The organism is Streptomyces sp. NPDC088817 (genome assembly GCF_044750345.1).
GTDB lineage: Bacteria > Actinomycetota > Actinomycetes > Streptomycetales > Streptomycetaceae > Streptomyces.
Genome location: NZ_JBIVJN010000022.1, coordinates 99,735 through 123,129, shown reverse-complemented (window position 1 = coordinate 123,129; position 23,395 = coordinate 99,735). Strand labels below are relative to the sequence as shown.

Below are 23,395 nucleotides of genomic sequence, written 5' to 3'. Positions count from 1 at the left end.
TCAGCTCCCGGAGTTCAGGAGCAGGCCGGCCGGGATGTCCCACTTCTTCATGAGCGACTCCATGGTGCCGTCGTTCAGGAGGGTCTTCATGGCCGCGTCCAGAGCCGGCTTGAGTGGGGAGCCCTTGAGCAGGGCGACGCCGGTGGGGGTCGGCTCGTAGTCGGTGCCGGGTGCGAGCTCGAACTGGCCGTTGGACGCCTTGGCCTGCAGTGCGAGCGAGACCGAGTCGGCCATGACCGCGTCGACCCGGCCGCTGACGACCGCCAGGTTGGCGCCGTCCTGCGAGGGGAACAGGTCGACCTTGACGGGAGCCTTGCCGGCGCCGGTGCACTTCTTGGAGATCGCGGGGAGCTGTTCGAGGCCCTGGAGGCTGCCCTTCTGAGCGGAGATGGTGCGCCCGCACAGCACCGCCGGATCCATCTTGAGTCCCAGCGGGTTGCCCGTTTTGACCGCGATACCGGATCCGCCGTTGAGGTAGGGCACGAAGTCCACGGTCTTGGACCGTTCGGGGGTGATGGAGAAGGCGGAGGCACCGACGTCGAACTTACGGGCGGCCAGGCCGGGCAGGATTCCGTCGAATCCGGCGTTGACGTGGGCGGTCTTCAGGCCCAGCCTGGCGCCGAGGGCGTCGGTCAGGTCGATGTCGAAGCCGATCATCGTCTTGTTGTCGGTGTCGAAGTACTCGAACGGCCGGTAGGACGCGTCGCTCGCCACCGCGAGCACGCCCTTGGACTTGACGTCGGCGGGGAGCAGGGCGGCGGCCGCGGCGTCCACCTCCGCCGCGGCGGCGGGCCCGTCGGATGCCGGGCCGGACGGTCCCGGGGCGGCGGAATCACTTCCGGCGGATGCGTTGGTGCAGCCCGCGACGGCCAGCGCGAGGGCCGCGGCGAGAACGGGGAGTCGTATCGGATGGCGCACGGGATCGTCCTTTTTGAGGGAGGGCAGGACAGGGGTGGGTGGTGCGTCAGCGGGAAGGGTCGGAGCGGCGGCCCCGGACGGTCAGCGGGCGTCCGGAACGGCGGTGCCGGGGCGGTCGGCGGCCAGGTGGTAGAGGGCGTCGCCCAGGTCGACGAGCGGTGGGCGGCGGACGACGGCGACGATGCCGGCACGGTGGGCGAGGACGGGGACGGAGGGGCGGGCGAGTTCCTCCACGGGGTGGACCCGGCCGATGAGGTCTCCCTCCTCGACCTCCTGGCCGAGGCGGGCGATCGGCTCGAAGAGCCCCCGGACAGGGGTGTACACGGCGCTGTCGGGGTGCAGGTCGATCCAGCGGGTCGGCGGGGCGGGCGGGGTGTCCGGCTCCGCCGGGAGGATGCCGGCTCCCGCCAGCACCCGGCGCAGTCCGTGGACCGCGTCGGACACGAACGCGGGGTTGACCTCACCGCCGCCCCCGAGCTCGGTGGAGATCATCGCGACCCCGGCGTCGTCGGCCGCGGTGGAGAGCGAGCCGGGCTCGAACCGCGCGGGGACGGCCATCGTCCACGGCAGTCCCATCCGTTCCGTCAGCCGCAGCTTGGCCTGCCAGGCCTCGGGGTCGGGGCCCTCGTAGACGAACGCCGACGGGAGGTAGTGGCTGGTCGAACCGCCGGAGTGCAGGTCCATCGCAAGGTCGGCGTGCGGCAGGAGTTCGCCGACCAGGGCGTGGGCGAGCTGGTCGGTGGGACCGCCCGTCCCGTTCCCGGGATAACTGCGGTTGAGGTTCCCGCCGTCGAGCGGGGAGACCCGGGACGCGGTACGGACCGCGGGCAGGTTCAGCGCCGGCAGGACGATGAGCCGGCCGGTCAGCCGCCCGGGATCGGTCTCGCGCAGCAGGCGGTGCAGGACCACCTGCCCCTCGTACTCGTCGCCATGGGTACCGGCGACGAGCAGGGCCGTCGGGCCGGGCGCGCCGGAGAGCACCGCGACCGGGACCGGGACGACGCCGTTGTCGTGCCGGTTGTCCGAGTGGGTGAGGTGGAGGGCGCCGATCTGGCGCCCCGGCGCGTCGAGGTCGATGCCGTACAGCCGTGCCACGGTCGTCACGCCCTCACGGTCCGGTCGGCCGCCCGGTCGGCGCCCGGGCCTGCGGCCTGCTCGGCGGCGAGCAGCCGGCCCAGGATGCGGCGGGCCTTGGCGACACCGGCGTCCTGCCCGATGAGCACGTCGTGCTCGCCGTCGGGGCGCTCCCGCATCCCGATCTCCTGCTCCCGCAGCGCGTCGGCGTCCTCGCGCAGCACGGTCTCCAGGCCGACCTCCAGTTCCTTGGTGGCCCACTCGGCGTCGACCGCGAAGTTGCGGCTGAAGGCGTAGTAGTACCAGGTGGTCCGCTCGTCGACCGGGGTGATCCCGTTGAGCACCTTGATGAGGTGGCCCTCCTCGCGCGGGCGCCCCTGGGCCGTGATGCCGGAGTGCAGCACGTGGTAGCCCGGGATGTGGAACTCGGTGGCGTGGAACCGGTCGTACAGGCCCTCGGTGCCCATGGTCCGCGCGTACAGCGGCGGCGCCTCGACACCGGGCATGAAGCGGTCCACGGTCACGACGGTGCCGTCCACCTCGACGGTGATGCCGTACTCGGGGATGTAGTCGTCGCCGACGGTCGTCTTGTGCAGGAACGTTTCGTGGGTGAGGTCGAGCAGGTTGTCGTGGATGAGGTCGTGGCGGCACTCGAAGAGCATCGTGTGGGTGACCGTCGCCCACGCGGGGTCGTTCATCCAGTGCGTGTCGGGGACCAGGCTCTCGTCGGCGAGGTCCTCGTCACCGGTCCACACCCAGATCCAGCCGTCCTTCTCCACGACCGGGTAGCGGCGTACGCGGGCCCGGGCGGGGATGGCGGCCTGCGCGGGGACGCGGGTGCACACGCCGTCGGGCCCGTAGGCGAAGCCGTGGTAGCCGCACTCGACGGAGTCCCCCACGGTGCGGCCGGCGGACAGCGGGTAGGCGCGGTGGGCACAGCGGTCGGCGAGGGCCACCGCGGCGCCGTCCTGGGTGCGGTAGAGCACGAGGGGTTGCTTGCAGACGACCCTGCGCACGGGCTCGCGGTTGACTTCCGTGGACCAGGCAGCGACATACCAGGTGTTCAGAACGAACACGGCCAGACCTCCTCTGGATGCAGTGCGCACACCGTATACAGTGAGTTCAAGGAAGACAACGGTCCGCGCGAGGTGGAATTCTTCGGCGGAGCGGACACCGAGAATCGCGCGGGAACGGCCCTCAGGGACGGAGAGCAGACGTGCAGCCTTTGCGGAGCGACCCCAGGGACACCAGGCCGTTGGGCGTCCGGGTGTACGAGCGACTCCGCGACGAGATCGTCTCCGGCAGCCTGGAGGCCGACGCCACCCTGGTGCAGGAACAGGTCGCGGAGCGGCTGGGCGTGTCCCGCACCCCGGTACGGGACGCGCTGAACCGCCTGGCCCACGAGGGACTGGTCACCTGGCTGCCGGGCAGCGGCTACATCGTCAACGCCCTCCAGCCCAAGGACATCGCCGAGGTCTACCAGGTGCGGCAGTCGCTGGAGACGCTGGCCCTGCGCCTGGCCTGCGGCCGGCACGACCGGGCCCGGCTGGCCCGGCTCGCGGCGGTGATCGAGGAGATGGCGGCCACCGATCCGGCCGACGCGGCCGCGCAGTTCGAACTCAACCGGTCCTTCCACCGGCTGCTGATCGAGCCCTGCGACAACGCGCTGCTCCTGCGCATGATCGACACCCTCTGGGACCACCCGGTCAACCGCCGCATCACCCGCTCCTACGTCCACGAGCCGGGCAGCGTCCCGGTGATGGTGAGCGAGCACCGCGCTCTCCTGGAGGCCGCCCGCGCGGCGGACGGTGACCGCCTGGCCCGCCTGGCGACCGAGCACATGTACACCGGCTACCGGCAGACCCTGCCCGCGGACAGCGGCCTGGAACTGGTACCGAGGCCGGAGTCGGAGAAGCCTGGCTGAGGTCGGGCCGCCTCACACGGAGGACAGGTCGAGTTCGGCGCGGACGGTCTTGCCGGGCAGGGCCACGCCCCGGGACACGCGGTCCAGCACCTCCCACCGGTCGGCGAGCGCGTCGACGAGGAACAGGCCCCGGCCGGTCTCGTCGAGCGGCGCCGGGGCCGTGGCCTCCTCGCGCGCGGGCGGCCGGCGTTCACCGCGGGTGTCGGACACCTCGATGCGCAAGAGGACGCCGGGGGTGTGCGTCAGGCACAGCTCGAAGTCACGGCCCGGTACGCGGCCGTGGGTAACGGCGTTGGCGGCCAGCTCGCCGACGATCGTGGCGGCGGCGTCGGAGAGTGAGGTGCCGTGCGGGACGCCCCAGGCGTGCAGTTGGACGAGGGCGAGGTGCCGGGCGAGGCGGGCGCCGAGCGGGGTGGAGCTGAAGCACTGGGTGAACGTACCTACAGTAACCGGACGTTGAGGCGCGGATGGTGCGGTCATGGGCCCAATCTGGCGCCCCGGAACGGCCTTTCACCAGGTGGACACCGCGTACGCCACGCCGGCGTACACGCTCACGACGCAGGCAGTACATGTGACTATCCGTGAACGCGTTCGTTGTTCGATGTGTACGGCGGGCGCGGGTGCACGGGAGGTGGCCGATGGCGACGGACAGCACGGTGGGGGCGGGGACGGGCGGCGAGCCCGAGTGCTCTGACAGTCTGCGGACGTTCGGCGCGGTCGTCCAGGCGTTGCGGGAGCACGCAGGACTCAGCAGGGCGGAGCTGGCCGATCTGGTCCACTTCTCCAAACACACCGTCGCATCGGTGGAGTTGGGCCGCCGCATGCCGGATCCGCTCTTCGTGGAGCGAGCGGAACAGGCCCTGGGCGACACGGGAGCGCTACGGAAGGCCGCGGCCCATCTGGCTCGCCAGCCGGGACTGGCGGCGTGGTTCCGGCAGTGGGCACGGCTGGAGGCGGTGGCGATCAGCCTGTCCACGTACGAATGCCGGGTCGTACCGGGCCTGTTGCAGACGGAGGCGTACGCGCGGGCGGTGTCGCTGAGTGTGCCGCCGATTCCCGACGAGGAGGAGCTCAACGCGCGGATCGCGGCCCGGATGCAACGACAGGAGTTCCTGTCGACGCAACGGAGGCCGCCGTGCGCGTTCAGCTTCATCATCGAGGAGTCGGTGCTGCGGAGGGGCACGGGTGGTGCCGAGGTCATGCGGGAGCAACTGGATCGCCTACAGGACATCGAGCCGCGCTGGAACATCGAGGTGCAGGTCATGCCGTTGTGGCAGCCCGTGCACGCAGGGTTGGATGGACCGATTCGGCTACTGGAGACGCCGGAGAATCAGTGGTTCGGCTACTCGGAGGGGCAGGAGAACGGCCGTCTCATCTCAGACCGGAAAGAGGTAAGCCTCCTGAACCAGCGTTATGCGAAACTGCGTTCGCAGGCTCTCACCCCCGCAGACTCCCGGAGCCTGTTGGAGCGAATGCGAGGAGCGCTATGAGCAGCACGTCAGAACTGATCTGGTTCAAGAGCAGCCACAGCGGCTCGCAGGGTGACGACTGCGTGGAGGTCGCCGTCTCCTGGCAGGAATCAGCTCGCGTCGAGACCGTCCGCGTCCGCGACTCCAAGGACAGGCGAGGCCCCCAACTCGCCCTCTCCCCCACCGCGTGGAACGACTTCGTCTCATACGCCGCCCAAGCCTGACGACTTACGACAGCGCCCCGCAACGGTCAACTTCGGTGCGGATGCAGGCGGCGGAGCTGTCCGGCGTCGAGCTGGCGCACATATCCCCCTGCACCAGGCCCGCGCGGCCGTGAAGACGCACAACGCAGGCAAGGTCCGCACGCCGCGCCGTACGCCGGGAGCGGGCCGTATGGCGCGGGCCGGAGCCGGGCGAGTTCACCGCCGTGCTATTCGAACAACGCCCCGAACAGGGTCCTCACGGTCGTTGAGACGTCGGGGTATTGGCACGCAGGAGTGCGGCTCCGAGCGGGGTAAGGGTGTGCAGCACGGATGTGGCGTGTCGGTGGCTGACGATGAGGCCGGCGTCCCGCAGGGCTGTGGCGTGCTGGCTGGCGGATGACGCTGAGACTCCTGCTGCACGGGCGAGTTCGCCGGTGGTGCCTCCTGCGGCGACGGCACGCAGGACGGAGGCCCTGGTGCGCCCAAGCAGGGCTGCCAGGGGCGCGCCGGAGCCGAAGCCTTCTGGAAGCGCGGAGTGGTGAGGCTCGTGCTTGAGCCCGTAGAGCAGGATGGGATCCAGCGTCGTGTCGCCGAAGGTCACAGGGTTTCCCCAGCAGAAGTAGGACGGGACCAGGAGAAGTCCGCGACCATTGAGACGCAGGTCACGATCCTCGGGATAGACCGTGTGCAGGACTGGGCGCCGCCATTGAAGGCTGGGCCCCAGGCTCTGGAGGATCCCTTCGGTTCCCTGGCTGAGTACGGCGCGGGCATGTGCGGACCGCTCGGCTTCGATGCGGGCTTGGATGTGGTCGCCGTAGGGGGCGATGACGATGTTGTAGTAGGTGCGCATTGCTCGAACCAGTTCCTGGCGTGTCTCCGGCTCGGCCAGGCGGGGCGCCCAGGTGGGGGCGCCGCTGGTGCGGTCGAGGATGCTCACCTCGCGCAGGACCCGGCATCGCGGCGTGCTCAGGATGGCTTCGAGACCGGCGTCGAGTCCTTCAACGCCCTCGGGAGGGGTGAGGAAATCGGGGAAGTAGGTGGCGCGCGGGACCAGTGGAAGCAAGAGGGTGCGCAGGATGTGGCTGAACCCCGTGGCATGCAGCCGGGTGCGGACGGTGTGATACCAGTCCGCGTAGGCCCAACGTCCTTGGCGGGACTGGAAACGGTGGAGGCTCGCGCAGATCTCCCATAACGGATCGGGTGCGGCCGCAATACGTGTCCGGCTCAGATCGGCATCAGTGAAGTGGATCCGGAGCATTCTCTTCCCCCTTGTGGCCTGGGCTTTTCACGCAGAACCAAAAACCCTGGCTGGCCATGCTGGCGTCAAGGATGCTCAAGTTCAACGCAGCGGGGGGATGCGATCCCCGCCGGACCGTTTCCTTGTGGCGGCACCGACAGTGCCGGCATGAAGCGGTTCCACGACGAGAGGATGTTTCACATGACTGAGCGGACGAAGGCGGGCAGGGCTGCTGCCGCGATGGCGGGTGCGCTCCTGACGGTCGCAGCAGCAGGCCTCACGGCGCCGGCAGCCTCCGCCGCGCCGGCGCCCGGCCCCGCGAAGGGCGGGCCCTTCTGCGCCTACCTGATGGGCAAGAAGACCACCACCGACACCAGTGTGTCGGTGGTCCGTCAGGCGTGCTCCACACAGTCGGACGCGGACGCCTACAACCGCCTGCAGGCCTCCAGCTCCACGCTCCTGATGACGTGGTACGCAGACGCCGGTTACAGCGGCACCAGCGCGAACATCTACGGCTCCTACGGCACCTGCGACACCGCGGGCTACGGCTTTACGCCTGACGACTGGTGGAAGAAGCACATGTCCTCCATCAAGGGCTCGGGGCAGTGCAACAAGGTCCGCTTGACCAACATCGCGGGCACGTACGCGGATTCCTACTCCCTGCCGGTCTCCTTCGGGGCGACCATCTACAACGACAACGTGGGCTACGTGAAGGTCTGGCACGGGTAACAGGACCGTCCCCGGGCACCCGGCCCTGTCCGCCGCGGCGGACAGGGCCGGGAACCGCACCATCCGGACAAGGTCGTAGCCAAGGCGGCACAGTACAGGCAAGGCTTTGCCACCCCGCCTCGACGCCGGTGGCTCTGCCTGTCGGCAGTGGGCTCGGTCTGGTGCCGCGGCCAGGGGTGGAGCGTCCAGGCTGAGGAAGGTGCCGTACGCGCCAAAGTGCGGCTGGGCGGATTCCGGCATTCCGGGCTCGCACCGGCCCGTCGCGCCGGTCCGTTACAGCGCCGATACGGTGCGTGTTCGCGCCTCGGGTCGGTGACGGCACGCCATCTCCATGGCGTCTTCACGGGCCCCGTACCTTCGGCCAGCCGGGATGTCGGGCGGTTCGCCGGGGGCAGACGGGGCGCCTGTCGTCTGCCTAGCCTCCCGGGCCATGCGATCACCTCTGATGAGACGTCTCGGTCTCGCCGCCGTCCTCGGGTTCGTTCTCGCCGTCTTCGGGCTGGCTCCCAGTGCGAGCGCGGAGGCCGAGCCTGCCTCGCTGACGTTCTCCACCGACACCGCCACCACCACGCCCGGCGGCACCGTCCAGCTGTCCATGACGATGACGAACAACAGGACGTACGACGTCTGGTTCGTCTACCAGACGATCGACCCGACCTGGCTGACCACCCAGCGCCCCGACCTCAAGTACAGCTTCACCGGCTGCACGCTGGCGACGGCGGCCGGCAGCACCCCCTGTTCCGGTACCGGTCCCTCGAATCTCGGCGCCAACTATGGCGCCACCATTCCGCCCGGTCAGAGCCGGACCGTCACCCTGACCCTGCAGATCGCTCCCGACTCGGGCTGCAACGGCAACATCGGCTTCTACTCGTACTACTACGCCGAGTTCAGCGACAGCACGAACGCCACCGGCGGCCCCGTCTACACGCCGGAGACCCGTGTGGTCTGTTCCTGACGGCAGGACGACGGAACGAACAAAACGACTGGACGACGCCCCCGCGGTGACTGGATTCGGCCGCATGAGCGGCCGGGCCGCGCGGGCGTCGCCGACCGTACGGCCACCGGCGGACCCGACCGGTCCGCCGGTGCTCCGTGTCGGGCCCCGACCTGGGACGTCAGCCGCCGGACCGTGCGGCGCACCGCGGCCTCGGCGCGTCATCGCGCGCCCCGGCGGACCGGTCCGCGACCGGAGTGCGTTCAGGTGGACACCTGCGTTTTTCCGTCACGCCTCGCAATTCGACCACAAAAGTCACACAAAGAAGTCACCATATGACGTGACGGATGCGTCGACGACCGGCCTTCGAGGGGACGGCAGGCGTCGACCGTGGGGGTGCGTCCGCTCCATGGGAGCTGTGCTCACCCCTGCCCGGGGGGAGGACTTCCGCATGAAGCGGACCATGCGCACCACCACGCTCACCTTAGGCGCGCTCGTCGCCGCGCTCGGATTACCCGCGGGGGCCGCGCACGCCGACAGCAGCCCGCCCCGTGTCGATCTGCGGACGCTGATCGTGAGCGACGGCGGCCCGGCCACCGACGCGATCGCCGCCGAACTGGACACCGCGGGGACGCCCTACACGAAGATCGATCTGAACCAGTCCGGCAGACCCGTGATCAACGCCGGGTTCCTCGCGGACACGGTGGACGGCCGGCCGCGGGCCAAGTACCAGGCCGTCGTGCTGCCCAACGACAACCCGTTCCCGGCGAACTCGCCCGAGATGGCGGCGCTCACGGACTACGAGCGGACCTACGACGTTCCGCAGGTCGACGCCTACACCTACGCCCGCCCCGAGGCGGGGTTGCAGTATCCGGTCGCCGGTGTCGGCTACTCCGGCAGTCTCGACGGCGTCCGGGCGGAGGTGACGGCCGCCGGCAAGGCAGGCCCCTTCCGCTACCTGAACGGCGCCGTGCCCTTCGAGGACATCTCCCCCACCGTGTCGGAGAGTTACGCCTATCTCTCGCAGCCGGCCCCCGGCGCGGACTTCACGCCGTACGTCGAGGCGCCGATCCCCGGGGAGTCGACGCGCGGCTCGCTGGTCGGCGAGTACCGGCACGACGGGCGGCGGGAGTTGGTCGTCACCTTCGTCTACAACCAGTACCAGCAGCAGTTCCGGCTGCTGGCCCGAGGCATCGTCGAGTGGATGACCGGCGGGGTGCATCTGGGCGCCTCCCGCAACTACTTCGCCGTGCACGTCGACGACGTGTTCGCCGCCGACGACCGCTGGGACACCGTGCTCGACTGCACGCCGGGCGATGTCGACTGCCCCAACGGCGCGGGCACGCCCGACCCGATCCGCATGACCCCGGCCGACGTCGACCACGCCACCGCGTGGCAGCGCGACCACGGCTTCACCCTCGACCTCGTCTACAACGGCGTCGGCAGCGTCGAGCAGCGCGCGGAGCACAACGGGGCCGACGCGCTGGCCGATCGGCTGATCGCCGAGCGCGGCAAGTTCCGCTGGGTCAACCACACCTACACCCACGCCTTCCTCGGTTGCGAGCAGAACGTCACCGTGGTGCCCTGGCGGTGCGCGACCAACGCGAACGGCAGTGTCAAATGGGTCAGCCGCCAGGCCATCTCCGACGAGATCGCCACCAACCGGGTGTGGGGGCAGAGCGTCGGACTGCCCCTGCAGAACGACGAGTTGGTCACCGGTGAGCACTCCGGTCTGAAGGTGCTGCCGCAACAGCCGGACGACAACCCCAACCTGGGGCCCGCGCTCGCCGACAACGGCGTCTCCTGGCTCGCCTCGGACAACTCCCGTGACCCGGTGCTGCGCAAGGTGGGCGCCGCCACCACCGTCTCCCGCTACCCGATGAACATCTTCTACAACGCCGGGCGGGCGGCCGAGCAGGTCGACGAGTACAACTGGATCTACACCAGTCGCGCCCAGGGCGGCAGCGGCATCTGCGAGGACAACCCGGCCACCACCACCTGCCTGCCGACCCCGCTGGACCCCGCCACCGGCTACGCCGACCACATCGTGCCGCTGGAGACGCGCATCGCACTCGGGCACGTGCTCGCGGGCGACCCCAAGCCGCACTTCATCCACCAGTCCAACCTCGCCGAGGACCGCCTCGCCTACCCGGTCCTGGACGGCGTACTGGACGGCTACCACGCGCTGTTCGCGAACGACACCCCCGTGGTGAACCTGCGGATGAAGGACATCGGCGCGGAGCTGCAGCGCCGCGCGGCCTGGCAGACGGCCCTGCGCAACGGACAGGTGACGGCGTACCGCGTCGGCGGCACGGTCACGGTGTCGGCACCGAACGGCGTGACGGTCACCGCCACCATGCCGGCCGGCACCACCCTGGCCGGCCGCGCCTTCGGCTCCGCGTACGCCGGCGCGCTGTCCGGCTGGACGGCCTCCACGGGGCGGCCGCTCACCCTCGGGCTGCCGTCGTCCGCCGCCGCGCCGCACACCGCCGCGAAGGCGGCGAAGCACGGACCGGTCACCGTTCCCGCACCCCGCACCCGCGTGCCCGCGGGTGTGAGCGAGCCGCCGGCGCAGAACACGGCAGGCTGAAGCGCGCAGCCCACAGGTCCCGGCCGCCACCCGGCGGCCGGGACCGGCACGACCACCCACACCTCGGCCGTGGAGCACTCCTATGCACGTTCACCGCGGCGCGCGCCCCACTGATCCGACGCGCGTCACCCTGCTCACCGAAGGAACGTATCCGCACAGTCACGGCGGCGTCAGTGTCTGGTGCGACCAGCTCGTCCGCGGCATGCCCGACCTGGAGTTCGACGTCCTCGCCGTCACCGGCACCGGCCGGGAGCCGCTCGTGTGGGACCTGCCCGCGCACGTCTCCCGTATGACGTCCATCCCCATGTGGGGCACCCCGCCAGAGGGCCGGCTGCCGCGAGGGCGCGCGCGCAACCGGCTCACCAGTGCCTACGAGCGGTTCCTGACCGCGCTGCTCGACCCGTGCGCCGAGGACGGGTTCGCGCCCGCGCTCCACACGATGGCGCGGGCCGCCGCCGACGGCACCCTGAGCGCCTTTCTCCGCGGCGACCAGGCCATCTCCGTACTGACCTCGGTGTGGAACCGGCCGGGACTGGCGGTGCGCGAGGCCCGGCCGACCCTGCACGACGCGCTCACCGCCACCGGCCTGCTCGAACACGCGCTGCGTCCGCTGGCCGCGCCGCCGCCCACGAGCGGGGTGGCGCACGCGGTCAGCGGCGGAGTCGCCGTACTGCCGGGGCTGGCCGCGCTCGAACAGCACGGCGTGCCAATGCTGTTGACCGAGCACGGGGTATACCTGCGTGAGCGCTACCTCGGCTACCGCACCGCGCCGTACCGCTGGCCGGTGAAGGCGGTCGTCCTGGGCTTCTTCCGGCTGCTGACCCAGGAGAGCTACCGCAGGGCCGCGCTGATCACCCCGGGCAACCGCTACAACCGGCTGTGGGAGGAGGAGGGCGGCGCCTCCCCTGAGTCGATCCGCACCGTCTACAACGGCGTGGACCCGGCCGCGTTCCCGCCGGCCGGACCGGAGCCCGGGGTGCCCACCCTCAGCTGGGCGGGCCGGGTGGACCCGATCAAGGACCTGGAGACCCTCATCCGCGCCTTCGCCCTGGTCCGGTCCGAACTGCCCGATGCCCGGCTGCGGTTGTTCGGCGGGACACCGCGCGGCGGGGAGGGGTACCGGGACCGCTGCGAGGCCCTGGCCGCCGCACTCGGGCAGGCGGACGCCGTCCGGTTCGAGGGGCGGGTGGAGGACATCAAGGACGCCTACGCCGCCGGCAACGTGGTGATGCTCTCCAGCATCAGCGAGGGCTTCCCGTTCACGCTGATCGAGGCCATGTCGTGCGGGCGGGCGACCGTGTCCACCGACGTCGGCGGGGTACGGGAGGCCGTCGGCGACACCGGTGTCGTGGTCCCGCCGCGCGACCCGGCCGCCATGGCCGCCGCCGCGCTGCGGCTGCTGCGCGACCCCGGGCGCCGCGCGGCGATGGGAGGGGCGGCCCGGCTCCGGGTGATCGAACAGTTCACCCTGCGCCGCACCATCGAGACGTTCCGTTCCATCTACCTGGACCTGGCGGCACGGGACCGGGCGGGCGCTCGACCCGGCCCGCGACCCACGGCGGACGCCGACGCCACGGGGGCCACGGGGGCTCCGGCCGCTCCGGCCGCTCCGGTCACGGAAGGCGTCGCGATATGAGCGGGCCCATGGCGCTCGAACCCGGTGGGTCCGAGCAGGACACGCTCGCGCTCCGGCTCGCCGGGGCGCGGGCGCGGCGCCCGCGCCCACGCTGGGCGAACGACAGCACGCTCGCCCTGCGGCTGCCCCGGCACGGACCGGACGAGAACGAGGTCAGCCGGCTCGCCGCCGAGCTGGCCGACCGCATCGGACCCGCGGTGCACCCCTACGAGGTGGCCGCGCTGCTGGAGGCCGAGGGACTGTCGGGCGACGTCATCAGGAACCAGTACGGGCATCCGAACCTGTTCTCGCTGGCCTCGGCGCTCTACGAGCGGGTGCCCCGGAGTTTCCCCGAGCCCGCCGCGGTCCCGGACCCATGGCGTCCGGACCATGTGCGCTGTCTTTTACGCGGCGCCCTGTTCGCCCTGCCGGGGTTGGCGTATCTGCTGGCCGCGCCGCTGTGGCACGCCCAGGAGCACGCTTCCGCGCTCGTCGTGGCGTTGATCGTCTCCTGGGCCTGGGGGCAGGCGGTGGGGCACCGCGCGTACCTGCGGATGGCCGCGGGCCCCCGGGAGGCCGGCCGCACCCTGCTGGCGGGAGCCCCGCTGGGGGCTGTGCTGGCCACGGCCGCTGCGGTGCCGCTCTCCGGCGGGGGTCCGGTGGTCTGGGTGGTGGCCGCGCAGTCCGCGTACCTGGCCGCGGCGGGCGTCCTGCTGGTCCTCGCCCGGGAGCGGTGGCTGCTGGCCGCGCTCACCCCGCTCGTCGCCGGTGCCGTGCTGCTGCCGTGGTGGGATCCTGGCCCGCCGGCGCGCGCCGGTCTGCCGCTGCTCGCGCTGCTGGCCACGCTCGCCGCCACGGCCCGGGCCCTGCGGGTCGTCCTCGTGGCCCCGCCCGCCGCCGACAGCCCACGGCCGCCGCTCACCGCGTCCCTCCCCTACGCCCTGTTCGGCATCGCGGCGGCGGTGCTGGTGCTGCTGGAGGGCCACCGGCATCCGTACGCGGTGATCGTGCTGACCGTGAGCATGGGGCCCGCCGAGTTGCTGCTGTACCGCTACCGCGGCTGGTCGCTGGCCGCACTGCGCCGTACGGCGACACCCGCCGGGTTCCTGCTGCGCTCGGCCGGCGTACTCGGGCTCTGCCTGTCCGCCTACCTCCTGCCGCTGCTGCCCGCGGCCCTGCTCACCGGGGCCGGCCCGGCCGAACTGCTGCTGCTCGCCGCCACGTTGTGGACGGCGTTGCTGCTCCAGGCGTTCGGCGTGGCCTGGCCGCCCGCGGTCGTCTGCCTGCTCGCCGCGGGCTGCGCGGGCGCGGTCACCCTGCTGCGGCTGCCACCCGGTCCCGCGGTGCTCGCGCTGTGCTGCGGGGCGGCCGCGCTGTGCCTGTCGGGGTACGTGCTGCGGCTGCTCGGCCGGCCGGCCCCGCACCTGTGACCGCGCCGGGGCCGCGGAAGCCTCCAGCCGACGCGGTTCCCGTGCCACGGGCTCTCCTCCGCCCCACCGCGACTCCCGCCCCACCCCGACCACGCCCCACCGCGACCACGTCCCACCACGACTCCCGCAGCGCCTCAGCTCTCCGCAGCAGCCCGCCGAACGCCCCGAAGGGACAACAGACTTGACCTCCGCACCGCTCGCCGCCGTCACCGGAGCCGAGGGCTTCATCGGCTCGCACCTCACCGAGGCGCTCGTCGCCTCCGGCCACCGGGTCAGGGCGATGGCCCAGTACAACTCCTTCTCGTCCTACGGGTGGCTGGAGACCCTGCCCGCCGACGTGCTGGACCACGTGGAGATCGTGCTCGGCGACGTGCGGGACCCCGGCTCGGTCCGCGGCCTGCTCGAAGGGGCCGACTGCGCCTACCACTTGGCGGCCCTGATCGCGATCCCGTACTCCTACCAGGCGCCGCACAGCTACGTGGACACCAACGTCACCGGCACGCTCAACGTGCTGGAGGCGGTGCGCGCGCTGGGCACACCCCGGCTGGTGCACACCTCCACCAGCGAGACGTACGGCACCGCGCGGACCGTGCCGATCACCGAGGACCACCCCATCAACACCCAGTCGCCGTACGCCGCTTCGAAGGCGGGTGCGGACCGGCTCGCCGACAGCTACTACGCGAGCTTCGCCACCCCCGTGGTGACGCTGCGGCCGTTCAACACCTTCGGACCGCGGCAGTCGATGCGCGCGGTGATCCCCACCGTCATCGGCCAGGTGGCGGCGGGACAGCACACCATCACCCTCGGCGACCTGCGTCCCACCCGCGACTTCACCTATGTCGAGGACACCGCGCGGGCGTTCCTCGCGGTGGGCACGGCCGAGGCCGAACGGGTCGTGGGGCGCACCTTCAACGCCGGTACGGGCGGGGAGATCTCGGTCGGTGACCTGGTCGCGCTGATCGGCAAGGTCATGGACACCGATCTCGACGTGCGCGCGGACCCCGACCGCCTGCGCCCCGCCGCCTCCGAGGTGATGCGGCTGGTAGCGGACGCGACGCGGCTCGCCGAGGCGACCGGCTGGCGGCCCGCGCACACCCTGGAGCAGGGGCTCGCGCACACCGTGGAGTTCTTCCGCGACCCGGCCAACCTGGCCCGCTACAAGACCGGCATCTACAACATCTGACCTCGTACGGCCCGTCCACGAAGGAGAGAGGCCCCATGCACGCAGTCATCCTGGCAGGAGGCAAGGGTGTCCGGCTGCGGCCCTACACCACGGCGCTGCCCAAGCCGCTCGTGCCCATCGGCGACCAGCACGCCATCCTCGAGATCGTGCTGCGCCAGCTCTCCGCGGCCGGTTTCACCACGTGCACCATCGCCATCGGCCACCTGGGCGAGATCATCCGCGCCTATGTCGGCGACGGCTCGCAGTGGGGGATGAAGGTCGACTACTCCACCGAGGAGAGCCCGCTGGGGACCATGGGCCCCCTGCTGACGATGCGCGACCGGCTGCCGGAGACGTTCCTGGTGATGAACGGCGACGTCCTGACCGACCTCGACTACGCGGACGTGCTGCACAGGCACCGGGCCTCGGGCGCGCCACTGACCATCGCCACGTACACCCGCAAGGTGCACATCGACTTCGGGGTGCTGACCACCGACGCGAGCAGGGTCGTCGCCTTCACCGAGAAGCCAAGCCTGGACTACCGGGTCTCGATGGGCGTCTACGGGCTGTCCCGCTCGACGCTCGACGGCTACACGCCCGGACTGCCGCTGGGCTTCGACGAACTGGTCCTTGACCTGCTCGCGGACCGGCGTCCGCCGTACGCCTACGAGTTCGACGGATACTGGCTGGACATCGGCCGCCCCGACGACTACGACCAGGCCAACGCCGAGTTCACCACCCGCAAGTCACTGCTGCTCAAGGGAGCCTGAACCGCGCATGCGCATTCTCGTCCTGGGCTCCACCGGCTATCTGGGACAGCACGTCACCGCCCGGCTGCGCGCACTGCCGGGCGCGCGGGTGCGGACGGCGGGCCGCTCCGCGGACGCCGACGTCGGGGTCGACCTCGGCGGTGACCCGCCCGAGCGGCTGGCCGGACTCCTGGCGCGCGAGGCGCCGGACGCCGTGGTCAACTGCGCGGGCGTGACCGGCGGGGACGCCGTCGCGCTCGCGGAGGTCAACGCCCGCGGCCCGGCCGTCCTGTGCGCGGCGCTGCGCGAGGCGGCCCCGGCCGCCCGCCTGGTGCACCTCGGCTCGGCCGCCGAGTACGGTCCGGGCCGGCCGGGGACGAGGGCGGCCGAGTCGGCACCCACCTGCCCGCTCGGCCCGTACGGCGCCACCAAGCTCGCGGGCACGGTCGCGGTGACCGCGTCCGGTCTGGACGCGGTGGTGCTGCGCGTCGGCAACCCGGTGGGTCCGGGGGCGCCGGTCACCGGACTGCCCGGCCGGATCACGGCGCTGCTGCGCGCGGCCGGTCCGGATCCGGACGCGGTGCTGCGGCTCGGCGACCTGTCCGCCCACCGCGACTTCGTGGACGTACGCGATGTGGCCCGCGCCGTGGAGCTGGCGGTCACGGCCGGCGGTCCGCTGCCTCCGGTGCTCAACATCGGCGGCGGCGAGGCCGTCCGTGTCCGCACTCTGGTGCGGGAGCTGGCCGGGCGGGCCGGGTTCCGGGGCCGTGTCGAGGAGGACGGGGGCGGCTCCGCGCGTTCGGCGCGGGTGTCCTGGCAGTGCTCCGACATCGGCGCGGCCGCCGTCGCCCTGGGCTGGCGGCCGTCGCACACCCTCGACGAGTCGCTGGCCGCGCTGTGGGCGGCGGCCGGGCCGGCGTCCCGCGCGCCGGGAGCCGAGGTCGCCCCGTGAGCCTGCTGGTTCCGCTGTACGTGCACCCGGCCGAGGATCCGGGTGCCTGGCACCGGCTGATCAGGTCGGCGTCCCGCACGTACGGGGTCGTGCTGAATCCGGCCAGCGGGCCGGGTGCGGGTCCCGACCCGGCGTTCACGGCGGTGGCCGAGGCGCTGCGGGCGGCCGGTGCCCGGCTGCTCGGCTACGTGGACACCGACTACGGAACGCGCGACGCGGCCGAGGTCGCCGACGAGGTGCGCAGGCACCGCGAGTGGTACGCGGCCGACGGCTGCTTCCTGGACCGCGTGACGGCGGCGCCGGACGGGCTGCCGGCCTGCCGGAAGCTGGTCCGGTCGGCCCGTCGGCTCGGCGCCGGGACGGTGGTGCTGAACCCGGGCGTCCATCCGGCGCCCGGCTATGCCCGCATCGCCGATCTGACGGTCACCTTCGAGGGTCACTGGTCGACGTACGTGTCGGCCTTCAGCCGCCCCGCCTGGACGGCCCGGCAGCCCTCCGAGCGGTTCTGCCACCTCGTCTACGGGGTGCCCGAGGCGCTGGTGCCGCTCGCGGTGCGGACCGCGTGCGCGCGCGGTGCGGCGGTGTGCGGGCCGGTGACGGGAGAACAGCCGAACCCCTGGGCCGGGTTGACCCCGGCGCTGACCGGGACGGAGCGATGAGGATCAGGACACTGACGTGCGCGGCGGCGCTGACCGCGCTGGCCGCCTCCCTGCTGACGGGGTGCTCGGGCACCGACCGGGACGAGGGCGGGGCCCCACGGCCCGGCCCGACCAGGACGGCACCGGGCGGCCCTGGCCACCCGCCGACCCCGGAGGCGACGCGCTCCCCCACGGCAGCCGCCACGAAGCCGGAACGAACGCGCCCTCCCACGACGGCCGGGGCGACCCCCGGCACGCCTCGAAAGGCCCTGTGGCGCCCGCGTCCCGGACTGGCCTGGCAGTGGCAGCTCGACGGCAGGGCCGACCCCTCGGTCGACGTGCCCGTCTACGACATCGACGGCTTCGAGAACTCCGCGGCGGACGTGGCCCGTCTGCACCGGGACGGGCGCAAGGTGATCTGCTACGTCAACGTCGGCGCCTGGGAGGACTTCCGGTCCGACAAGGACGCCTTCCCGCGTTCGGTGCTCGGCGCGACGAACGGGTGGGACGGCGAGCGCTGGCTCGACATCCGCCGCCTCTCCGTCCTGCGCCCGATCATGGAGCGGCGGTTCGACATGTGCCGGGACAAGGGCTTCGACGCGGTGGAACCCGACCTGGTGGAGGGCTACTCCAACCGGACCGGCTTCCCGCTCACCGCGCGCGACCAGCTCCGCTACAACCGCATGATCGCCGAAGTCGCCCACGAGCGCGGCCTGTCGGTGGGTCTCAAGAACGACCTCCCGCAGATTCCGCAACTCGTGGGCGACTTCGACTTCGCCGTCAACGAGGAGTGCGCGCAGTTCCGGGAATGTGAGCGGCTCACTCCCTTCGTGAAGGCCGGCAAGGCCGTCTTCCACGTGGAGTACGCGGTGCCCGCCGACGGCTTCTGTCCGCTCTCGCGCAGGCTGGGCCTGTCGTCGATGCGGAAGAAGCTGGAGCTGGGGGTGTGGCGCGAGCCCTGCTGAGCCGGTTCGCCGAGGGCTCGCGGCCTCCGGGTCAGACCGGTTCGGGGGTCTTGGTCTCCTCGGCGAAGTCGATCTCCGGCGGCGGGGTCCGGAACAGGCGGGTGAGGTAGGCGAGGTAGAGCACGCCCACGGCCAGCCAGATCAGGCCCAGGGTGATGGCCTTGCCGTCGAGGCGGGTCAGCAGCCAGATGTCGACCGCCGCGCCGATCACCGGGAAGGCGACGTAGGTGAGCGGGTTGAGCCTGCGGCCCGCGCGCCGCTCGCGCGCGAACGTGGCGATGACGCTGAGGTTCACCGAGGTGAAGGCGGTGAAGGCGCCGAAGTTGATGAAGGAGGTGGAGGTCGCCACGTTGAGCCGCAGCGCGATGAGCCCGATCACGCCCGTCAGGACGATGTTGACGGCGGGGGTGCGGAACCGGGGGTGGACGAACCCGAAGAAGCGGCGGGGCAGCACGCCGTCCCGGCCCATCGCGAACAGCAGACGGGAGGCGCTGGCCTGGGCGGCGATGCCCGAGGCGAACTGGGCGACCACCAGACCGGCCAGGAAGATCGAGGAGAACAGGCTCCCGGCGATCGCCTTGGCGATCTCGAAGGCGGCCGAGTCCGGGTCGGAGAAGGTGCTCCCGGGGTGGACGAGCTGGGTCGTGTAGGCGAGGAAGACGAAGATGCCGCCGCCGATCAGGGCGATGAGGAGGATCGCGCGGGGGATGGTGCGGCGCGGCTCGACGGTCTCCTCGGTGAGGGTGGTGACGGCGTCGAAGCCGAGGAACGAGTACGCGGCGATGGCCGCTCCGGCGGAGACGCTGACCAGGGTGCTGTTGTCGTTGAAGAACGGCGCGGCGCTGAACAGGCCTCCGGCGCCCGAGTGGCGGAAGACGTGGAGCAGCGAGAAGACGGCGAAGAAGCCGATGACCAGCACCTGGAAGGTCATCAGCAGGTCGTTGGTCCTCTCCGCGGTGCGGATGCCGCGCACGTTCAGCGCGGTGGTGATCGCGATGAAGCCGACGATCCAGACCCAGAAGGGCACGCCGGGGAACTGGGCGTGCAGATAGGCGCCGCCGATCAGCCAGATGACCATCGGCAGGAAGAAGTAGTCGAGGAGCGTCGCCCACCCGACGAGGAAGCCCGCCCTCGAGTCGATGGCCCGCCGCACGTAGGTGTAGGCCGAGCCCGCCACCGGATGCGCCGCGGCCATCTTGCCGTAGCTGTGCGCGGTGAAGATCATCGCGACCATGGCCAGCAGATAGGCGGTCGGGACGGTGCCGTGGGTGGTCTGCGCGATGACCCCGTACGTGCCGAGCACGATCAGGGGAGTCATGTAGGCGAGGCCGAAGGCGACGACTGATCTGAGGGTCAGGGTCCGGTTCAGCGTCGGGGTGGGTTGTTCCATGGCGTGGCTCCAGGAGGGCGGGTGGGGGCCGGGCGGGCGTTCGGGGAGGTGCGGTCGGGCGTGGGGGACGGGGAGGGGGCGGACACGCGGGGCGGTCAGTCGCCGGGGCGGCGGTCCGGATTCCAGCGGCGGGGGTCGATCCGGCCCTGGTAGAGCGGCAGTTCGATCGGGGCGTCACCGTCGCGGAACTGGTCCCAGACGCGGTTGAGACCCGCCGTGCCGTGGGCTCTGACCCGGGTGACGTCGTCGAGGTCGAGCACGTCGGTGAGGACAGTGGGCAGGGCGTCGGGGGCCTCGACCCGTACCCGGCCCTCCGGGTCCACCACGAGGCTGCGGCCGGTGCCGACCGGGCCCGCGGTGTTGACGCTGATCACGTAGACCTGGTTGACCATGGCGTTGGCCCGGGCCAGGACCAGTTCCTGGGCGCGGTCGGCGGTCGTCGTCATGACCGGGTTGACGATCACTTCGGCGCCCATCCAGGCCAGGTGCCGGGAGACCTCGGGGAACCACGCGTCGTAGCAGATCGCGAAGCCGATCCGGCCCGCCTCGGCCAGGTCGGCCACGACGAAGCGGTCGCCGGGGTCGTACGGCTCGTAGGGACGCCAGGGGAAGACCTTGCGGTAGGAGGCGACGAGCCGGCCCTCGGGCGAGAAGGCCAGCGCGGTGTTGAACAGCTCGCCGCCCGCGCCGCGCTCGCACACGCTGCCGGGCAGCAGCCAGATGCCCAGGTCACCGGCGAGTTCGGCGAGCATCCTGGTCCGGGGGCCGTCCAGCGGCTCCGCGGACTCCTGGAGCTGAGCCTCCCGCTCCTCGGCGGAGCCCTCCACACCGCACAGATGCAGCTCGGGGTACACCGCCAGACGGGTTCCGGGGAAGCGCGCGACGAGGTCCTGGACCTCGTCGGCGAAGCCGGACAACGGCAGGCGGGAGGAGCGCGGAGGGGCCTGCGCGAGGGCGATGGGGAGGGGCCGGGACACGGGAGTCACCACTTTCGGACAGCAGGTGGCCTGATGGCCAAAAAAAATAGAGCACGATGAGCAGTTAAACAAGAGTGTTCAAGATGAGCACTTTTGAGTACCGTGTCGCCATGCCCGGCTCCCCCGTGAACTCCCGCGCGGCGCGCGCGGAGCAGGCCACGCACGGTCTGAACGCTCCGCCGCTCACCGCCATCCGGCGGCTGTCCGCCCTGGACGCCGTGCGGGCCCGGATCGCGCTCGCCGTCGATCTCGGCCTGCTGGCGCCCGGTGAGCGGCTGCCCGGCAGCGACCGGATCGCCGAGGCCCTCGGTGTCTCCGAGATCACGGTCCGCCGGGCCCTGGTGGCGCTGTGCAAGGAGGGCGTGCTCGAACGCAGGCGCGGGCGCACCGGAGGAACACTGGTGGCCGAGCGGCCCGCCCACTCCACGGTCGGGGCCATCGAGACGTACCGGGCGGCGTCGGCGGACGTGCACCAGCTGATCGACCACCGGCTCGTCCTGGAGTGCGGGGTGGCCCATCTGGCCGCGGTCCGCGGTCTCGGCGCGGAGTCCGCGCGGGAGCTGGACCTGCTGGTCGAGGAGATGGACCGGGCCCCGAGCTGGGCGGAGTTCCACGGCTGCGACGAGCGGTTCCACATGGCGGTGGCCGCCGCGACCGGGCTGGAGTCCGTCGCCGAGCCCTACGGCGCCGTGCTCCGGGAGCTGTACCGCTACTACCTGCCCTACCCGCTGGACTTCCTGCGCCACTCCAACGACGAGCACCGCGCCCTGGTGAAGGCGATCCTGCGCGGGGACGCGGTGGAGGCGGCCGAGGTGGCGCGCCGGCATGTCGAGGACCTCCACAAGACGATGTTCATGGACCTCCTCGACCGGCGCTGACCGGCCGGGCGGTCCAGGGCCGCGCCGGGCGCGTTCCCCCGCCCCGGCCGCCGCGGCCGGCTCCCGCACGCGCACGCCGGCCGTCGGGCGATCACACTCGAGAGCACGAACGCGGAGCCGGTCACGGCCGCACGCGGTGAAGGAGGAGGCCATGTCCACCGCGCGAGAGGAGCGGGGCCGGGCGGCGAAGGAGGCCGACCGGCTGACGGCGCAGGGAGTGAGCGGGGTCGCCCTCACCATGGTGGACACCGCGGGCATCACCCGCGTCAAGACGGTGCCGGTCACGGCGCTGCCCGACGCCGTGCGGTGGGGTGTCGCCATGCCGCCGGTCTTCGACCTGTTCCTGGCCGACGACTCCGTCACCGCCGGCGCGCACTCCGGCACCCCCGAGGGCGATCTGCGGCTGCTGCCCGACCTCGACCGGCTGACCCCGCTGGCCGCGCAGCCCGGCTGGGCCTGGGCGCCGGCCGACCGCCACGACCAGCGGGGCAGCGCGTACGCCGGCTGCCAGCGGCTGTTCGCCCGGCGGATGACCGAGCGGGCCGCCGAGCGCGGACTCGCCCTGCGCATGGGCTTCGAGACCGAGTGGGTGGTCGGCCGGGACGCGGACTTCTCCCCGTCGCCGTCGGGCCCGGCCGCGGGGCCCGCGTTCGGCATGGCGCGGTTCGTCGAACTGTCCGACTACCTGCGCGACGTGCTGGACGCCCTCGTCGCGCAGGGGGTCGCCGTGCAGCAGCTCCACCCGGAGTACGCGCCCGGCCAGTTCGAGGTGTCCGTGGCACCGGCGGACCCGGTGGGAGCGGCCGATCTGGCGGTGCTCGTGCGGGAGACGATCAGGGCGGTCTCCGCGCGGCACGACCTGACGGCCTCGTTCGCCCCGGTCGTCGAGCCGGGCACGGTCGGCAACGGACGCCATCTGCATCTGAGCCTCTGGCAGGAGGGCCGGAACCTGTGCCGGGACGGGGACGGACCGCAGGGCATGACGGAGGTCTGCGAGGCGTTCCTCGCGGGCGTCCTCGCCGAGCTGCCCGCGCTGCTCGCGCTCGGCGCGCCCTCCGCCGCCAGCTATCTGCGGCTTGAGCCCTCGCGCTGGGCCGGGGCGTTCCAGTGCTGGGGGCCGGAGAACCGGGAGGCCGCGATCCGCTTCGTCGCCGGAGCGCCGGACGCCGGCTGGGCGGCGAACGCGGAGATCAAGAGCTTCGACGCGGCGGCCAACCCGTATCTGGTGGTGGGCGCGGTCGTCGCCGCCGGACTCGCCGGAATCGACGCCGGGGCGGCCCTGCCGCCGCCGGTGGTGGACGATCCCGCGCTGGTGGGAGGGCAGACACGGCTGCCCGGCTCGCTCACCGAGGCGCTGGGGCACTTCGAGCGGTCCGCGGTGCTGCGCGAGGCGCTGGGAGATGCGCTGTTCGGCGCGGTCGTCGCCGTACGCCGTGCGGAGGCCGCCCGGTTCGAGGGGGCGACGCCGCAGAGCATCGTGGCGGCCACGCGCCTGCGGTACTGACGGCCGGCGGGCGGAGCACCGGAGGGGCCGGCCCCGGTCCTTCCCCGGTGCTCATCG

At 72.1% G+C, this 23,395-nt stretch carries 22 protein-coding genes; 15 read left to right on the top strand and 7 right to left on the bottom strand.

The window, feature by feature from the left end; translation table 11 throughout:
* The 3 genes from ACIP4X_RS32235 to ACIP4X_RS32225 form a co-directional block, all read right to left on the bottom strand.
* The gene (locus ACIP4X_RS32235; protein ID WP_391457117.1) at window positions 1–918 is read right to left on the bottom strand and encodes a transporter substrate-binding domain-containing protein; all 918 of its coding nucleotides are present in this window, start codon (window positions 916–918) and stop codon (window positions 1–3) included.
* Window positions 919–999: 81 nt separating this feature from the next.
* Entirely contained in the window at window positions 1,000–2,022 is a 1,023-nt protein-coding gene (locus ACIP4X_RS32230; protein WP_391457119.1) for a succinylglutamate desuccinylase/aspartoacylase family protein, read from the bottom strand.
* On the bottom strand, window positions 2,019–3,068 hold the full coding sequence (locus ACIP4X_RS32225; protein ID WP_391457121.1) for a Rieske 2Fe-2S domain-containing protein: 1,050 nt from the start codon (window positions 3,066–3,068) through the stop codon (window positions 2,019–2,021). The genes ACIP4X_RS32230 and ACIP4X_RS32225 overlap by 4 nt, the downstream gene beginning before the upstream one ends.
* Window positions 3,069–3,208: 140 nt before the next feature.
* Here ACIP4X_RS32225 and ACIP4X_RS32220 point away from each other — a divergent pair, with 140 nt between their 5' ends.
* A complete protein-coding gene (locus ACIP4X_RS32220) occupies window positions 3,209–3,916 on the top strand; it encodes an FCD domain-containing protein (protein WP_391457123.1) in 708 nt (235 codons plus the stop codon).
* 12 nt (window positions 3,917–3,928) lie between these two features.
* Here the strand turns inward: ACIP4X_RS32220 and ACIP4X_RS32215 are convergent, their stop codons facing one another.
* Complete coding sequence (locus ACIP4X_RS32215; protein ID WP_391457125.1) at window positions 3,929–4,396, bottom strand: ATP-binding protein; 468 nt, start codon at window positions 4,394–4,396, stop codon at window positions 3,929–3,931.
* 158 nt (window positions 4,397–4,554) lie between these two features.
* On the opposite strand from ACIP4X_RS32215, the gene ACIP4X_RS32210 reads away from it, so the two are divergent.
* On the top strand, window positions 4,555–5,406 hold the full coding sequence (locus ACIP4X_RS32210) for a Scr1 family TA system antitoxin-like transcriptional regulator (RefSeq protein ID WP_391457127.1): 852 nt from the start codon (window positions 4,555–4,557) through the stop codon (window positions 5,404–5,406).
* A complete protein-coding gene (locus tag ACIP4X_RS32205) occupies window positions 5,403–5,609 on the top strand; it encodes a DUF397 domain-containing protein (RefSeq protein WP_358737723.1) in 207 nt (68 codons plus the stop codon). The genes ACIP4X_RS32210 and ACIP4X_RS32205 overlap by 4 nt, the downstream gene beginning before the upstream one ends.
* 235 nt (window positions 5,610–5,844) lie before the next feature.
* On the opposite strand, the gene ACIP4X_RS32200 is transcribed toward ACIP4X_RS32205, so the two are convergent.
* Window positions 5,845–6,846, bottom strand: a complete 1,002-nt coding sequence (locus ACIP4X_RS32200; RefSeq protein WP_358737721.1) for a helix-turn-helix transcriptional regulator — start codon at window positions 6,844–6,846, stop codon at window positions 5,845–5,847.
* A 180-nt stretch (window positions 6,847–7,026) separates the two neighbouring features.
* Between ACIP4X_RS32200 and ACIP4X_RS32195 the strand changes: the two genes are divergently transcribed.
* The 10 genes from ACIP4X_RS32195 to ACIP4X_RS32150 all read left to right on the top strand — a co-directional run bounded on the left by ACIP4X_RS32195 (window position 7,027) and on the right by ACIP4X_RS32150 (window position 18,589).
* On the top strand, window positions 7,027–7,554 hold the full coding sequence (locus tag ACIP4X_RS32195; protein ID WP_391457129.1) for a hypothetical protein: 528 nt from the start codon (window positions 7,027–7,029) through the stop codon (window positions 7,552–7,554).
* Between the two features lie 445 nt (window positions 7,555–7,999).
* Window positions 8,000–8,509: a hypothetical protein gene (locus ACIP4X_RS32190; protein WP_391457131.1), complete on the top strand. Its 510-nt coding sequence runs from the start codon at window positions 8,000–8,002 to the stop codon at window positions 8,507–8,509.
* Window positions 8,510–8,939: 430 nt separating this feature from the next.
* Window positions 8,940–11,078: a hypothetical protein gene (locus ACIP4X_RS32185; protein WP_391457133.1), complete on the top strand. Its 2,139-nt coding sequence runs from the start codon at window positions 8,940–8,942 to the stop codon at window positions 11,076–11,078.
* Between the two features lie 82 nt (window positions 11,079–11,160).
* Entirely contained in the window at window positions 11,161–12,714 is a 1,554-nt protein-coding gene (gene pelF, locus ACIP4X_RS32180; RefSeq protein ID WP_391457134.1) for a GT4 family glycosyltransferase PelF, read from the top strand.
* Window positions 12,711–14,123, top strand: a complete 1,413-nt coding sequence (locus tag ACIP4X_RS32175; protein WP_391457136.1) for a hypothetical protein — start codon at window positions 12,711–12,713, stop codon at window positions 14,121–14,123. Before pelF ends, ACIP4X_RS32175 begins: the two co-directional genes overlap by 4 nt.
* A 181-nt stretch (window positions 14,124–14,304) precedes the next feature.
* Window positions 14,305–15,306 (top strand): GDP-mannose 4,6-dehydratase, encoded by a 1,002-nt coding sequence (locus ACIP4X_RS32170; RefSeq protein ID WP_358737711.1) that lies wholly within the window; start codon window positions 14,305–14,307, stop codon window positions 15,304–15,306.
* Between the two features lie 35 nt (window positions 15,307–15,341).
* Entirely contained in the window at window positions 15,342–16,055 is a 714-nt protein-coding gene (locus ACIP4X_RS32165; RefSeq protein WP_358737709.1) for a nucleotidyltransferase family protein, read from the top strand.
* A 7-nt stretch (window positions 16,056–16,062) separates the two neighbouring features.
* Window positions 16,063–16,986, top strand: coding sequence for an NAD-dependent epimerase/dehydratase family protein (locus ACIP4X_RS32160; RefSeq protein ID WP_401351708.1), 924 nt, complete (start codon window positions 16,063–16,065; stop codon window positions 16,984–16,986).
* Window positions 16,983–17,645: a spherulation-specific family 4 protein gene (locus tag ACIP4X_RS32155; RefSeq protein WP_401351705.1), complete on the top strand. Its 663-nt coding sequence runs from the start codon at window positions 16,983–16,985 to the stop codon at window positions 17,643–17,645. Before ACIP4X_RS32160 ends, ACIP4X_RS32155 begins: the two co-directional genes overlap by 4 nt.
* The gene (locus ACIP4X_RS32150; RefSeq protein ID WP_401351702.1) at window positions 17,642–18,589 is read left to right on the top strand and encodes an endo alpha-1,4 polygalactosaminidase; all 948 of its coding nucleotides are present in this window, start codon (window positions 17,642–17,644) and stop codon (window positions 18,587–18,589) included. The genes ACIP4X_RS32155 and ACIP4X_RS32150 overlap by 4 nt, the downstream gene beginning before the upstream one ends.
* Window positions 18,590–18,620: 31 nt before the next feature.
* On the opposite strand, the gene ACIP4X_RS32145 is transcribed toward ACIP4X_RS32150, so the two are convergent.
* Together ACIP4X_RS32145 and ACIP4X_RS32140 are read right to left on the bottom strand one after the other, a co-directional pair.
* Window positions 18,621–19,979 carry an APC family permease gene (locus tag ACIP4X_RS32145; RefSeq protein ID WP_401351699.1) on the bottom strand — a complete coding sequence of 453 codons (1,359 nt, stop codon included), beginning with the start codon at window positions 19,977–19,979 and terminating at the stop codon, window positions 18,621–18,623.
* A 95-nt stretch (window positions 19,980–20,074) separates the two neighbouring features.
* Window positions 20,075–20,956, bottom strand: a complete 882-nt coding sequence (locus ACIP4X_RS32140; protein ID WP_401351697.1) for a carbon-nitrogen hydrolase family protein — start codon at window positions 20,954–20,956, stop codon at window positions 20,075–20,077.
* Between the two features lie 83 nt (window positions 20,957–21,039).
* Here ACIP4X_RS32140 and ACIP4X_RS32135 point away from each other — a divergent pair, with 83 nt between their 5' ends.
* Window positions 21,040–21,834 (top strand): FCD domain-containing protein, encoded by a 795-nt coding sequence (locus tag ACIP4X_RS32135; protein ID WP_358737698.1) that lies wholly within the window; start codon window positions 21,040–21,042, stop codon window positions 21,832–21,834.
* A 151-nt stretch (window positions 21,835–21,985) separates the two neighbouring features.
* Window positions 21,986–23,338 carry a glutamine synthetase gene (locus tag ACIP4X_RS32130; protein WP_358737696.1) on the top strand — a complete coding sequence of 451 codons (1,353 nt, stop codon included), beginning with the start codon at window positions 21,986–21,988 and terminating at the stop codon, window positions 23,336–23,338.
* The last annotated feature ends 57 nt before the right edge of the window (window positions 23,339–23,395 follow it).

What these genes read in the sequence shown, in the direction of transcription:
- ACIP4X_RS32215 (WP_391457125.1), bottom strand. Translation starts at nt 4,396, where the DNA reads ATGACCGCACCATCCGCGCCTCAACGTCCGGTTACTGTAGGTACGTTC.
- ACIP4X_RS32210 (WP_391457127.1), top strand. Translation starts at nt 4,555, where the DNA reads ATGGCGACGGACAGCACGGTGGGGGCGGGGACGGGCGGCGAGCCCGAG.
- ACIP4X_RS32205 (WP_358737723.1), top strand. Translation starts at nt 5,403, where the DNA reads ATGAGCAGCACGTCAGAACTGATCTGGTTCAAGAGCAGCCACAGCGGC.
- ACIP4X_RS32200 (WP_358737721.1), bottom strand. Translation starts at nt 6,846, where the DNA reads ATGCTCCGGATCCACTTCACTGATGCCGATCTGAGCCGGACACGTATT.
- ACIP4X_RS32195 (WP_391457129.1), top strand. Translation starts at nt 7,027, where the DNA reads ATGACTGAGCGGACGAAGGCGGGCAGGGCTGCTGCCGCGATGGCGGGT.
- ACIP4X_RS32190 (WP_391457131.1), top strand. Translation starts at nt 8,000, where the DNA reads ATGAGACGTCTCGGTCTCGCCGCCGTCCTCGGGTTCGTTCTCGCCGTC.
- ACIP4X_RS32185 (WP_391457133.1), top strand. Translation starts at nt 8,940, where the DNA reads ATGAAGCGGACCATGCGCACCACCACGCTCACCTTAGGCGCGCTCGTC.
- pelF (WP_391457134.1), top strand. Translation starts at nt 11,161, where the DNA reads ATGCACGTTCACCGCGGCGCGCGCCCCACTGATCCGACGCGCGTCACC.
- ACIP4X_RS32175 (WP_391457136.1), top strand. Translation starts at nt 12,711, where the DNA reads ATGAGCGGGCCCATGGCGCTCGAACCCGGTGGGTCCGAGCAGGACACG.
- ACIP4X_RS32165 (WP_358737709.1), top strand. Translation starts at nt 15,342, where the DNA reads ATGCACGCAGTCATCCTGGCAGGAGGCAAGGGTGTCCGGCTGCGGCCC.
- ACIP4X_RS32160 (WP_401351708.1), top strand. Translation starts at nt 16,063, where the DNA reads ATGCGCATTCTCGTCCTGGGCTCCACCGGCTATCTGGGACAGCACGTC.
- ACIP4X_RS32150 (WP_401351702.1), top strand. Translation starts at nt 17,642, where the DNA reads ATGAGGATCAGGACACTGACGTGCGCGGCGGCGCTGACCGCGCTGGCC.
- ACIP4X_RS32145 (WP_401351699.1), bottom strand. Translation starts at nt 19,979, where the DNA reads ATGGAACAACCCACCCCGACGCTGAACCGGACCCTGACCCTCAGATCA.
- ACIP4X_RS32135 (WP_358737698.1), top strand. Translation starts at nt 21,040, where the DNA reads ATGAGCACTTTTGAGTACCGTGTCGCCATGCCCGGCTCCCCCGTGAAC.
- ACIP4X_RS32130 (WP_358737696.1), top strand. Translation starts at nt 21,986, where the DNA reads ATGTCCACCGCGCGAGAGGAGCGGGGCCGGGCGGCGAAGGAGGCCGAC.